Origin of the sequence: Pandoraea anhela, assembly GCF_902459655.1 — a bacterium.
GTDB lineage: Bacteria > Pseudomonadota > Gammaproteobacteria > Burkholderiales > Burkholderiaceae > Pandoraea > Pandoraea anhela.
Genome location: NZ_CABPSB010000037.1, coordinates 1 through 12,891, shown reverse-complemented (window position 1 = coordinate 12,891; position 12,891 = coordinate 1). Strand labels below are relative to the sequence as shown.

The 12,891-nt window shown below is 56.1% G+C and carries 12 protein-coding genes; 7 read left to right on the top strand and 5 right to left on the bottom strand.

Annotated elements, in window-relative coordinates; translation table 11 throughout:
- Positions 1–77 precede the first annotated feature (77 nt).
- Positions 78–320 (bottom strand): hypothetical protein, encoded by a 243-nt coding sequence (locus tag PAN31108_RS25815; RefSeq protein ID WP_174995149.1) that lies wholly within the window; start codon positions 318–320, stop codon positions 78–80.
- Between the two features lie 159 nt (positions 321–479).
- Positions 480–884, bottom strand: coding sequence for a hypothetical protein (locus PAN31108_RS25810; protein WP_150671604.1), 405 nt, complete (start codon positions 882–884; stop codon positions 480–482).
- Positions 885–1,509: 625 nt separating this feature from the next.
- On the opposite strand from PAN31108_RS25810, the gene PAN31108_RS25805 reads away from it, so the two are divergent.
- Positions 1,510–2,505: a GlxA family transcriptional regulator gene (locus PAN31108_RS25805; RefSeq protein WP_150671603.1), complete on the top strand. Its 996-nt coding sequence runs from the start codon at positions 1,510–1,512 to the stop codon at positions 2,503–2,505.
- A gap of 25 nt (positions 2,506–2,530) precedes the next feature.
- Here the strand turns inward: PAN31108_RS25805 and PAN31108_RS25800 are convergent, their stop codons facing one another.
- The 3 genes from PAN31108_RS25800 to PAN31108_RS25790 all read right to left on the bottom strand — a co-directional run bounded on the left by PAN31108_RS25800 (position 2,531) and on the right by PAN31108_RS25790 (position 5,371).
- Positions 2,531–2,914 (bottom strand): VOC family protein, encoded by a 384-nt coding sequence (locus PAN31108_RS25800; protein WP_150671602.1) that lies wholly within the window; start codon positions 2,912–2,914, stop codon positions 2,531–2,533.
- Between the two features lie 129 nt (positions 2,915–3,043).
- A complete protein-coding gene (locus tag PAN31108_RS25795; protein WP_150671601.1) occupies positions 3,044–4,150 on the bottom strand; it encodes an S-(hydroxymethyl)glutathione dehydrogenase/class III alcohol dehydrogenase in 1,107 nt (368 codons plus the stop codon).
- A gap of 372 nt (positions 4,151–4,522) precedes the next feature.
- Positions 4,523–5,371 (bottom strand): IclR family transcriptional regulator, encoded by an 849-nt coding sequence (locus PAN31108_RS25790; RefSeq protein ID WP_150671600.1) that lies wholly within the window; start codon positions 5,369–5,371, stop codon positions 4,523–4,525.
- 750 nt (positions 5,372–6,121) lie between these two features.
- Here PAN31108_RS25790 and PAN31108_RS25785 point away from each other — a divergent pair.
- The 6 genes from PAN31108_RS25785 to PAN31108_RS25760 all read left to right on the top strand — a co-directional run bounded on the left by PAN31108_RS25785 (position 6,122) and on the right by PAN31108_RS25760 (position 12,573).
- Positions 6,122–7,918: a methyl-accepting chemotaxis protein gene (locus PAN31108_RS25785; protein ID WP_174995148.1), complete on the top strand. Its 1,797-nt coding sequence runs from the start codon at positions 6,122–6,124 to the stop codon at positions 7,916–7,918.
- A 213-nt stretch (positions 7,919–8,131) separates the two neighbouring features.
- Entirely contained in the window at positions 8,132–9,025 is an 894-nt protein-coding gene (locus PAN31108_RS25780; RefSeq protein WP_150671598.1) for an amino acid ABC transporter substrate-binding protein, read from the top strand.
- 32 nt (positions 9,026–9,057) lie between these two features.
- On the top strand, positions 9,058–9,780 hold the full coding sequence (locus PAN31108_RS25775; RefSeq protein WP_150671597.1) for an amino acid ABC transporter permease: 723 nt from the start codon (positions 9,058–9,060) through the stop codon (positions 9,778–9,780).
- A gap of 10 nt (positions 9,781–9,790) precedes the next feature.
- Positions 9,791–10,531, top strand: coding sequence for an amino acid ABC transporter permease (locus PAN31108_RS25770; protein WP_217426363.1), 741 nt, complete (start codon positions 9,791–9,793; stop codon positions 10,529–10,531).
- A gap of 13 nt (positions 10,532–10,544) precedes the next feature.
- On the top strand, positions 10,545–11,315 hold the full coding sequence (locus PAN31108_RS25765; RefSeq protein WP_174995147.1) for an amino acid ABC transporter ATP-binding protein: 771 nt from the start codon (positions 10,545–10,547) through the stop codon (positions 11,313–11,315).
- An 82-nt stretch (positions 11,316–11,397) separates the two neighbouring features.
- Positions 11,398–12,573, top strand: a complete 1,176-nt coding sequence (locus PAN31108_RS25760) for an aminotransferase class V-fold PLP-dependent enzyme (RefSeq protein ID WP_150671595.1) — start codon at positions 11,398–11,400, stop codon at positions 12,571–12,573.
- Positions 12,574–12,891 lie beyond the last annotated feature (318 nt).

Here is a 12,891-nt window from a genome sequence, read left to right as displayed (position 1 = left end):
CGCGACGCTTGAATGCCTCGTCGTACTTCGTCATGAAAAAACCCCCAAGGGCTGGATTTATGTCCAACTCTTGGGGGTCACTTCAATGTAAGCGGGCATTTTTTCAAAGCAAGATGCTTGGCGGAGAGGGTGACCCCATTCGTGATGGTCGAATTCCAAAGATCCTGGCGGCCAGTATCCTGCTGTTTGGAGGTCACCTCTCCGTTGACTTCAAGTTGCCAGTTCCCGGCGTCTTGAGTGCCGGTGTCGTCGGTGGTAAGGGGATGCGCGGCAAAGGCAGACAGCGGGCACATCAAGATTGCAACGATCAGTTTCTTCATGGTCATCTATGTTTTACGAGATTGCCCATACGGACGCGTCATCCCGTCGCAGGAAGGAGCACGTGACAATGCCGCTCCGTACCAGCGTCCGATCTGGCAAGAATTAGTTTTTGCGATGAATTTTGTGAGCGGGAAGTCGCGAGGTATCGAAGTCGTTCGTTACAGCCAGAAGCTATTCGGCAAACTCAAGAAGCCAAGCGCGTCCGCGAACGGCAGCCAGCATCCCATGGCGAGGGCAATCAATGTCGAGAGCAGCACCGCAAATGGAGCAGCGTTCGGCAAGACCAAGCTTTTTTGCAAATGAAGTGCCTGATCGCCCACTCCGCTTCGCTTAGCGGGCTTGAAGCCAGCTGCAGATGTATCAGCTGATTCTGAAGTGGTGCTCTGTTGCTTGGAGGGCACCGTCAAATCGAGACGACCCTCAATGAAATCTCGTGTCTTCTCACGAGAGTATTTTTCGTTACGCATTGCAACTCCATTGCCGCATGCAGGCGGCAACCAGTTGTCGTCAGCGCGCAGGCAGAATCGTTCGCGCAGCGATTTTCGCGATTGATGTTGAATCACATGTTGTCGAAAGAAACTTCCTGCTAGCGCCACTGCTCGGAGCGCTGCCTAAGAAAATTAATCGACTACTATCGCCTTCCAAAGACGGCCTCCTTTTTGACTTAGGTTACGGACCTTGGGACCGGCGCCTTTCCGGCACCGCCCCCTCAGACCATGTTGCACAACATGGTAGTGTGCTCTCTCGTCGGCAACAGCCCGTTTTGAGCCTACCCTGGACTTGTTTGCCACTTCAGCGGCCAGAGCACCGCACTAAGAAGACCCGGGGGTGGGTCTGCTGTCTTTTGCACAGCGTCGTGCCCAATCAATCGCCCTCGGTCTAGCTGACTTTAGGCCTGTGCCTAGCTCAGTGCACAAGCCTCCCCCCATTAGAGCAGGGTGGTTGACGATTACGTGTGGAACGAACCGGGGCGTACTTCACACCCTGAAGCCACTCCAGGGTCAAGTAGTGTGTTGAAAAAACAACCGCGGGCAGTGGCACAAATGCGGGAGATGGCCTGCCCGGCGTTCTACTCCCATCCGGTTGTAGTAACGGCGCATCGAATCGAGTCGTGCCTTCTCAAAGGTCATTTCGCTCGCCGAATGCGCGAGCGACAATGAGGTTTTGCGAGTTGGGGCGACCAGAAGCATGAACATCACCGTCGACATCATCATCTACCCTGGCTTCAAAGCCCTCGAGGCAGTTGGCGCGCTAAGCGTCTTTAAATACGCGAACGCTCACCTTAAGAAGCGAGGTCGGGCAGGCGGGTACGACATCAAGTTGACGTCGTTGGAGTTGGGAGCCGTTGCGTCCGAGACCGAGATCCCCCTGTTCGCGGAGAAGAAGCTATCTACGCTGAATATCCCGCATACGGCGATCGCAGTGGGTGCCTGGGATATTGAGAAAGCCGTCTCAAACGCTCCTGAAATTGTCGAATGGTTCCGATCTTCCGCAACGCAATTGCAGCGAATCGTCGCATTATGTTCTGGTGCCTTTTTTCTGGCACAAGCCGGATTGCTTGATGGGAAACGGGCGACCACGCATTGGGCTGTCGCTGATATGTTGCAAACGAGCTATCCGTCAATACTGCTGGACTCAGATTGCATCTTCGTGCGTCAGGGGAATATCTGGACGTCAGCCGGCGTGACGGCTGGGATCGACTTGGCACTTGCTATCGTCGAACAGGACTTGGGCGCCGATATCGCACTCGACGTGGCTCGAGACCTCGTTGTGTATCTGCGCCGGCAAGGCGGGCAGTCCCAGTTCAGTACGCACCTCGAGAGTCATGCAACCCAGGATTTGGGCATACGAGAGTTGCAGAGCTGGATGCTTGCGAACCTCGATAAGGATATCGCTGCTCCGGAGCTCGCCTCTCGGGTGGCCATGAGTTTGCGAAGCTTCAATCGATGTTTCAAGAAGGAGACTGGAACAACCCCAACGGCTTTCCTGATGCGAGCACGTGTCGAGGTGGCCAGAAGAATGCTAGAGGAAGGGACTCTGCCAGCGAAGACCATCGCGGCAAGCGCTGGATTCAATACCTACGACGCAATGCGCAAGGCGTTCCAGACGGTGTTGGGAATTACACCGCTCGTCTATCGACACAGATTTGGTGCGGCCGCGGATGGCGGCGCCGAGCGCCGATAGGGGCGCCCAGCGTTAGTCTGCCGACTTATTCTGCTTTGAACGAGTAGACGGCAAGCTTGTTGCCGTCGGGATCGCGAGCGTACGCTGCATATGCATTCGGGGCCCAGCCACGCGTGCCCGGCGGACCTTCGCACGTACCACCCGCCGCCAGTGCGGTCTTGTGGAACGAGTCAATCGCTGCGCGGTTGGGAGCCTCGAACGACACTGTGACGCCATTGCCTACCGTTGCTGGCTGGCCATTTGCAGGCTTCAGTACGAAAAACGACGGAGCACTCTGCCCCCAAATCGAGCCGTTGTCGCCCAAGTCTGCGACACGCTTAAGGCCGATTTCACCGAGAACGGCATCATAGAAGGAGCGCGCTTTTTCGAGGTCGTTGGTGCCCACGGTAATGTGTGTATAGACGGTCATGGTCTCTCCAAGATTAAGACGAGGTCAGTGAAGACTGAGCAGCAAGAGAATGAATCTGTCGCAAGAAACGTTTCTTTGTGCTCGATGGCACCCACCGCAGTGCACCATCGGACGAGCCTTGTACACGACTCAATAGATGACGACAGAGCGAATGGACTCGCCCTTCTTCATCAGGTCAAAGCCTTCGTTGATCTGCTCGAGTTTCAGGTGGTGGGTGATAAGGTCGTCGATGTTGATTTTGCCTTCCATGTACCAATCGACAATCAAGGGAACGTCGGTTCGGCCACGAGCGCCACCAAATGCAGAACCTTTCCATTCACGACCGGTGACGAGCTGGAACGGACGTGTGCTGATCTCCTGGCCAGCGGCAGCAACGCCGATAATGAAAGACTGACCCCAACCCTTGTGGGTGCATTCCAGCGCCTGACGCATGAGTTGCGTGTTACCCACGCACTCGAACGAATAGTCGGCACCGCCGTCGGTCAACTGGACAATGTGGTCCACGACGTTTTCCACGTCCTTCGGATTGATGAAGTGCGTCATACCGAACTTCTTTGCGAGTTCGACTCGGCCAGGGTTGATATCGACGCCGATGATTTTGTTGGCGCCAACCATCTTCGCACCCTGGATGACATTCAGCCCAATGCCGCCCAACCCGAACACGACGACGTTTGTTCCCGCCTCCACCTTTGCCGAGAACACGACTGCACCAATGCCCGTCGTGACGCCGCAGCCGATGTAGCAGATTTTGTCGAAGAGAGCATCTTCACGGACTTTTGCGACCGCGATTTCTGGAACAACAATGTAGTTCGAGAAGGTCGAGGTCCCCATGTAATGGAACAGTGGCTTGCCGTCGAGGGAGAAGCGCGACGTGGCGTCGGGCATAAGCCCCCTGCCCTGCGTTGCGCGGATTGCCTGGCACAGATTGGTCTTGCGTGACAGGCAAAACTTGCACTGACGGCACTCGGGGGTATATAGGGGGATGGCGTGGTCACCGCTCTTCAGCGTACCGACGCCCGGGCCGACGTCCACCACGACGCCTGCACCTTCGTGGCCGAGGATGGCGGGAAAGATACCTTCCGGGTCTGCGCCCGACAGCGTGTAATAGTCGGTATGGCAAATCCCGGTTGCCTTGACTTCGATAAGCACCTCGCCAGCACGCGGGCCGTCGAGATCGACTTCTTCAATGGTGAGGGGGGCACCCGGATTCCACGCAATAGCGGCTTTTGTCTTCAATTTTTTCATTCCTGAGATGAAACGACATGCTCAGGATGATGAGCGGCTCCGACGAGGCGGTGTTTGTGGCGATCGGAATTTGGCTTAAATGCAGTGCACTTTGGCGAAGCATTCCGATTGCCTTGGCCAAAGTGAGATGCATGGCGTAAGAATCGGAAAGCCGGTAGGTAGTGGGATCGCCTGCCCAGCGCTATAAGGTCTCAGGATGCCGACCAAACTTCCGCGCAGCGCTCCTGTCCCCCATATCGGCCACCCACGTAACGCTTCACTGCTTCTCGCGAAAAGCCCCGTCGTACCGCCCAATGAAAAACACCCCAAAGGTTTGGATTTTCATCCTATTTTTGGGGTGCAGTTCCGGTGCTCGCTCGTTGTTTACGTCCGCTTTCGGCGGGGGGCGGGTTTAGCCTCTACTTCTGCGTCGTCTTCATCGCCCTCGATAGCGCTCATAATTTTCGTAATACGCAACGCTGCCGCCTGCATACTCGGCACCAGCATCGAAATTTCTTCGAGGGACTTACGTGCCTTCGGCGCAGAGATGCTCAAACAACCAATGATGCGGCCGTTGCGCCCGGAGATTGGTACGGCAGCACCAACGACGCCGATAGCGAATTCAGAGTCGTTGGTCGCGAAGCCCTGCTTGCGCACCGTATCAATCTCCTGCCGCAGACGGTCAGGGTCGACGATTGTGTACGGAGTAATCGGCTCCCACGGCCCACTTAGCATGTAGGCGTCCAGTTGCTTCTTCTCCATATTGGCCAAGAAAACGCGCCCGCTCGACGTGCAGTGTGCCGGCGCCCGATGACCTTTCTGGAAATTCAGCGTGAGCGGCGAATTCCCGATGGCGCTGTCGATGTAGACCACTTCCGACCCACGCAGCACCCCGAGACTCACCGTCTCCGCGGTCCGACGGGACAGTTCCATCAGCAACGCGTGGATAGGGCCGTGCAAGGTTGACGCTGCCAGAATATTGGTTGCGAGTTCAAGGAGCCGGGGACCCACCTGATAGCGGCCGCGCTCCATGCCGTGCTCAAGGAACCCGAACTCCTCTAGATTGCTGACGAGCCGGTGCACGGTTGTCTTCGGAATGCCAAGCGCCGTCACGATTTCAGACGTCGAAACGCGACCCAATTGCGACGTCATTTCGATGATGTGGAAGGCGCGCTCGGTTGGCGAAACCTCGGGGTCCGGTAGGCTGGGGATGGAATTTTTTTCCTTACGCATGGGTATAGGTGTGTCGCGCTCTACGGACCGGCTTCGACATCTGGTCCGTGCGGATGATGAAAATGGCCTCGCTCAGGATAACCGAAATCGATTTGAAGGCTAGCAACCTCAGCGCGCAGTCCAGCGATACTGGAGCTGACACCCGATGCGGCGCTACGGCCCTGTGGCTCAATCGAATGCTTCATGAGCGCCATCGAAAATTCCAGTGCGGACGTTGACGTTTGCATCGGTAGCCATGACTTTCGACATCTCCTCGCGGATTGAAAAGTAGCAACAAGCTTAGGGGTGCGAAGCCCAAATATCTATCTGTGTGCCCCCCCGTCCTGCAACCATCGAATCAGTATAAGTTATTTGTTCCAAAAAATGGAACAAATATTAACGACCAATCCAACCACCAACATCCGTTCATCACTTGGGCAACCCGACGATTCTTCACAAAACTGCCATGATTTCTCGGTATTTTTCGTTGCTATTCTCGGCGACGCGGCTCGAACGGCGCTTGACAACGAAAATTTTACACCCAAAAATGACCATTAATAGTTCCATTAAATGGAACATTAATGACAGAATTGCAGCCGACAGCGTAGTCGTCAGATGCGCGCAAGTTGGGGGCAAGAAGTAGGCACCCGCCGAGCATTCTCGGAGTTCTGATCGGCCTGTTGACGCAGGCGTCAAGCCAAAGTCCTCATGCGGACCGAATGCAAAAGTCCGCCTGGCTTAGCCTTAATAATCCCTCGGATGACAACAACAATGATTGCAACTCTGAAAGGGCGCGTCCTGACAGTCGCCCTTCTGGTTACCGCCGTGAGCCTGGTTTCGGTCGCGGCGGTAATCCTCGCGACGACGCAACGGGGTGCCAATGCAGCACTAAACTCGGACCTTGAACAGCTCGCGTTGGCCAACGCGTCGCAAATTTCGAGTTGGGCAGCCAGTAAGCAACGAGTCGTCCAGTCATTGGTGCCCGCGATTGCGAGTGACAGTCTGCCAACAGCTCTCTCTGCTGCTGCGACTGCTGGCGATTTCGACGATGTGTATGTCGGGTATTCGGACAAGCGGGCCATTTTTTACCAGCAGCGAACACGCGCAGCCGACTACGACCCAACGAAGCGAGGCTGGTACAAGGGAGCGGCTGCAGATCAAAAGCCGTTCATCAGCCTGCCGTACGTCGGCGCGGGTAGCAAGAAGCTAACGGTTACGTTCACGGTGCCCATCATCCAATCTGGAGCAGTCTCGGCTGTAGCGGCCGCCGACGTGCTGATGGAGTCTGTCCAGACGACCCTAGCTGCGATCAAGCCGACGCCCTCGAGCCTTGCGTTCCTGGTCAGCGCGGACGGCACGGTTGTGGCACACCCCGATGCAAGTGCGGTACTCAAACCAGTGGGGGACGTATTCTCGGGACTCAGCTTGGAGCACCTAGCGCAGGCATCTCAGGCTGGGGCGAGCGAGCGCTTGGCTATCGGCGGCCGGGATGAGTTCATTTTGGCTCACCGAGTCGAAGGCACTCCCTGGCAGCTCGTCATTCTCGTTGACGCCAATGAAGCGCTCGGTGCGATCATTGCGGCCAGACACGTGGCTCTGGCGATGGTGGTGGTCGCATTACTGATCGCTGCTGTCGTTTTGAGCATGCTCGTTTCTAGGTCTATGCGTAGCCTGGACCGAGTCCGGGACGCAATGGAAAGTATTGCATCAGGGAATGCCGACCTCACAAAGCGCCTCGATGTAAATGGTGGGCGCGAAATTGAGCAAATTTCACAGAGCTTCAACCGCTTCGTGGAAGCAATTGCGGAAGTGCTCCGACGCGTCAAGGCATCGAGTGAGCAGGTGATGTCGGGTTCGACGCAATTGGCAGGTGCCAATCAGGATCTGTCGGCGCGCACCGAGCGCCAAGCGGCCGCCCTTGAGCAGACCTCGGCGTCAGCCCAAACCCTCGCCAGCACCGTGAGCCAGAACAGTGAGCGAACGGCAGAAGCCGCCAAGCTGGCCATGGCGTCGATCGCTTCCGCGTCCCGCAGTCGCGAAACGGTGCTGCGCATCAGCGACACGATGGGCGAGATCAGTCAACTTGCATCGCGAATTTCCGCCATCAGCAGTTCGGTCAACGGGATCGCATCACAGACCAACATTCTTGCGCTAAACGCGGCGGTTGAATCCGCAAGGGCTGGCGCGGCGGGCCGTGGATTTGCCGTCGTCGCATCAGAGGTTCGCCAACTTGCACAGAGGACAGCCGAGTCCGCGCGCGAAATTTCGGTGCTAGCGAAAGATGCCCAGAGCCGCGTGGGCTCAGCAAGCGAATTGGTTGGCACCGGAGTGACGGCCTCCGCCGACATTGCTCAGTCAGCCGACCGCCTATCCAAGATTCTCGACAGCCTTGCCGGAGCCGGCTCTGAGCAGGCTATCGGACTGGAAGAAGTGCGCCAGGCCTTGCTCGACCTGGACGATGTCACGCAGCAGAACGCCGCACTTGTTGAGGAGGCTTCGAGCGCAACCGACGCCTTGGCCAGCCAGTCTGTGGAACTGGCAAAGACCGTCGAAACCTTCAGCCTTTAGGCGCCTCGCCCCTTAACTGGAGAGGGCTCGGCGCATCCAGGTGCATGGCGCAGAAAAATTCGCATTAGATATATTCCAATAAACGGCACCTAGTAATTCCACTAATCGGTATTTATTTGACATTGAATTTTTGTGAGCGTCTAATTCCCTCACGGGGAAGGGCTACGTTTCGGAGTCTCTGAAACCAGTTTCCCGCTATCGTGGGGTGACCAAATGTTGAAAAGTTGGGTTGTTAACGCGGTAATAGGAAGTCTGGGGTGCTTGTTAGGGTGTTCGACCTATGCTGGGGAGACGCTTGACCAGATTAAGAGCACGAAGGAAATCACGCTCGGATATCGCGACGCTTCGGTTCCGTTTTCTTACATAGATCAGAACCAAAAACCGATTGGATTCTCGCTGGATCTCTGTGCCCGGGTCGTCGACGAGCTCAAGAAGAACCTGAACCTCCCGCAACTCAACGTGAAGTATCTGGCCGTCACCGGTGCGAATCGCATTCCACTCATCCAAAACGGCACGGTCACCATCGAATGCGGCGGTACGTCGAGCAGTGCCCAACGCCTCCAACAAGTTGGCTTCTCGGTAGCAACGTTCGTGAGTCATTCAAAGTGGCTGACGAAGGCGGACAGTGGTATCAAGAGCGCAGCAGACCTCAAAGGGAAAACGGTGGTGGTGACCCAGGGCTCCAACGCCGTACAGATTGCCAAGGAGCTCAGCGAAAAGAACAACCTCGGGTTGAAAATCGTGCAGGCGCACGACCACGCCGAGTCGATGCTGATGCTGCAATCGGGACGTGCCGCCGCTTTCATGGAGGACGATATCCTCCTGGCAGCTAAGAGGGCAGAAGCTGCGAATCCAAATCAGTATGTCTTCCTGCCGGATGTGTACAACACGCTCGTCTATGGCTTGATGGTCCCGAAGAACGACCCTGAATTCAAAGCCATCGTTGATAAAACGCTGAGCAACCTGATGGCATCAGGCCAGTTTGGCGAAATCTACAACAAGTGGTTTGAGAAGCCGATTCCGCCGAACAACACGAATCTGGTCTTTCCGATCTCGAATGATTTGAAGGAGCGCATCGCTCATCCGAGCGACAAGCTGCCTGCCTGACAGTCAAGAAAACGAGCTTCGGAGAAACAGAGATGGGATTCCTTTTCGAACAGACAACCGACGGCAACACCTACTTCAGTTGGCTAATGAACGGTCTGCTCTGGACTGTCAGCCTCTGGGTAACGGCGGGTGTCGCGGCGTTCGTGCTTGGCGTGTTGGTCGGCTCTCTACGCACCGCGCCTTCACGCGCTCTGCAGATAATCGGCCGGTGTTATGTACAAATTTTCCGGAACATCCCGCTCATCGTTCAGGCGTTTCTCTGGTACTTCGTCTTCCCTGAGGTTGTTCCCACGGCGTTTGGCGACTACATCAAATCGGTTCCACCACCGTGGGCCAGCTTCATCCCGGCGCTTATTGCGCTCAGCTTGTACACAGGCTCCCGTGTCGCCGAGCAAATTCGGGCTGGGATCAAAGCTTTGCCAGACGGGCAGTTGAAGGCGGGCCATGCACTCGGAATGAGCACGTTCCAGTCGTATCGCCTTCTTCTCATTCCCCAGGCGTTGCGCATCACCGTCCCAACGCTCACCAGCGAGGCACTGGGACTACTGAAGAACACGTCGGTGGCGCTGACCATCGGTTTGCTCGAACTGACGGCACAAGCCCAGCAAATCAACGAATTCACGTTCAAGACGTTTGGTGCTTTCGGCAGCGCAACCATCATCTACCTGGTCACGGCGCTCGTTGTTTATCAAGTCGCAGCGCTCGTCGAGCGCTCAGTTGAAATCCCGGGATCGGGCGAATCGGTTCGCAGATAGGGTGAACGCCATGCACTTTGACATTTACGCGATCTGGGAGGCGTTGCCGTTCCTGATGAAGGGTCTCGCTTTTACCGTCGAGTTGACTCTGGTTGCTTGTGTTGGTGGGCTGATTCTCGGAACCGGTATGGCGGTGGTTCGCCAACTACAGGTGCCGGTGCTTGCCCGAATTATTGGCGGGTACGTGACGCTGATGCGCTGCATCCCACTGATTCTCGTGCTGTTCTGGTTTTTCTTTCTCGTGCCTCTGGTACTCGGCCATCTTTCGCCAACGGGCCGCCCCATTCCTCTGGGACCACAGTCGACCGCATTCGTGACTTTCACGATGTTTGAGGCTGCGTACTACGCGGAAATCGTGCGCTCCGGGTTCAAGGCCATCAACAAGGGACAGTACGAAGCGGCCCGTGCGCTCGGGCTATCGACGGCAACAATGTATGCGTCGGTCATCATCCCGCAGGTATTGCGAGCGACAGCGCCCATCATCGTCACGCAGACCATCATCCTCTTCCAGGACACGGCCCTGGTGTACGTCCTGTCGCTTAACGACTTTCTTGGCATCGCGGCAAAGATTGCCCAGCGCGACGGGAAACTCACGGAGTTCTACGTGTTCGTGGCCGTCGTCTATCTAATTTTGTGCTCTGCTGGCTCAGAGTTGGCCGAACGATTGCGCCGAAAGACACCCTGGACCGTGAGCCGAGCGAAAGCCGCTCGCATCCTTGGCTTTCCCCGCCCGTCATCGGCGCGCGACTAAGCGGAGATTCAATATGCAAACGAAAGAAACTACCAATGAAGACATCGTGACGATCTCGGGATTGCAGAAGAGATACGGCGAACACATCGTTCTCAAGGGCATAGACCTATGTGTCAAGCGTGGTGAGCGCATCGTCATCTGCGGCCCGTCAGGCTCCGGAAAATCAACGTTCATCCGGTGCATCAATGGTCTCGAAACGTTCGAAAGCGGAACGGTGGCTGTGAAGGACCTCAAGCATGGCGAGCAGCTAACCAGGCTCGCCGACATCCGTCGAGAAGTTGGCATGGTGTTCCAGAGCTTCAACCTGTTCCCGCACATATCCGTCCTCGAGAACTGCATGCTCGCGCAGATCAAGGTACGCAAGGAACAGACGACTGTGGCCCGAGACCGAGCGATGCATTTTCTCCAGAAGGTCCGTATCGCGGAACAGGCGAACAAATACCCCGGTCAGCTCTCTGGCGGCCAACAGCAACGTGTAGCGATTGCCCGGGCTCTCTGCATGACGCCGAGCGTCATGTTGTTCGATGAGCCAACTTCCGCGCTGGATCCTGAGGTTGTCCAAGAAGTACTCGACACGATGGTAGCCCTCGCAAAAGAGGGCATGACGATGCTTTGTGTGACCCATGAAATGGGCTTCGCCCAAGCTGTCGCAGACCGGGTGGTCTTCATTGATGGCGGAAACATCATCGAGGAGGCTCCGCCTTCCGAATTCTTCTATTCACCGAAACACGAGCGTGTGCGTGCTTTCCTGAGCAGAGTACATAACCGTGGTGAGCGTATTTAGGGTTGATCTAATTGAAATTCAGTAGCGCCCGTGCCCTTGTTGATTAGGCGCTGACTCAGCACATCTGGAAGTGAGACTACTTATGATTTCGACTGAAAAGCTCGCAACTGTTCGGGAGCAATTTCCCGTCACCAAGCGTCAGCTGTATTTCGACTCGGCTTTCCAAACCCCTCTGTCGACCCCCGTGCGTAACGCACTGAACTTGTTCTTGACCGAGGGGCAAGAAATGGCTGGACCGAAGCCTATCTGGCTCCGTCGTGCTGAGGAAACCCGGGTGCGCGTCGCGAAGTTATTCAATGCAGCCCCGTCAGAGATTGCTTTCACGAAGAACACCTCGGAAGGCCTGAACATCGCAGCCAATGCCGTACCGCTAAAGGCTGGAGACAATGTGGTCCTAATCGAGGGCGACCACCCAAACAATGCGTATGCGTGGTTGAACCTGCGTCGCAAAGGCGTTGAAGTTCGCTTCGCGCCGCTGGCAGACAACAAAATCGCTACGGCAAAAACCTTTGCGCCCTATGTCGACGAGCGCACGAAGGTCGTGACGCTGTCGCATGTCACGTTCCATGCTGGCCAGGTTCACGACCTAGCAAGCATCGGCAAGCTGTGCAAGGAGCGCGGAATCTACTTCGTCGTCGACGCAATGCAGTCGGTTGGTGTCATTCCGCTTGATGTGAAGGCGCTCAACATCTCAGTGTTGGCAACAGGCACGCACAAAGGTCTGCTCGTTCCGCATGGTCTCGGCATTTTGTATGTTGCTGATGGCCTGGATGAGCTGGAGCCTGCATATCTCGCTATGTCGAGCATGCTGAACCCGCCGACGGATTTCGTCGCGCGCAAAGATGACATGGCAGTGCGCAAGGATGCTTTACGTTTCGAACTTGGCAACGTGAATCTGCCGGACCTGTATGCGCTGGGGGCTGCCATCGAGCTGATAGAGCACGTTGGTGTTTCAGAAATCGAACAGCATGTCCTCGCATTGGGCGACTATCTGTTGAAACACCTTGACGAGATCGATGTCAGCCTTGTTGGCCCGTGTAAGCGGAGCGAACGTCGTCACATCTACGTGCTGGATCTGCCGGTTGAACAGTGGGCTGACTACTTCGCACGCAACGACGTGCGCGTGTCGCCCGAGCGTGGCGGGATTCGGATCTCGCTCGCGATGTTCAACACGATCGAGGACATTGACCGTCTCGTCGATATGATCCGCAAGGGTCTACTTGAAAGCATACCGACGACAACGGTCCAAGGGGCTTAAGCTCACGGAGGTGTGCTGATCATGCTTCGCAGCCAAAGCAGCACACCGCGACGGCCTGAACCGAGCAGCGCGGCGATTGAGAAGTTACACAGCACATCGCTATCGTATGGTGCGAATATCCAACGCTGCGGTACGCTGCGCGAAAGGGTGGCATAGCCACGATCCTCAGGTGGTTTTCGATGTCACAATTCTGCTGCGCTGGCCGAGAAAGCAATCGACGGTGCCAGGGGAATCGCTGACATGTATTGACCCAGTGAAAACCTGCTCAAGTCATAATCGAGGAAATGACGATGAGCAAGGCGATGGAAGAAGACATCA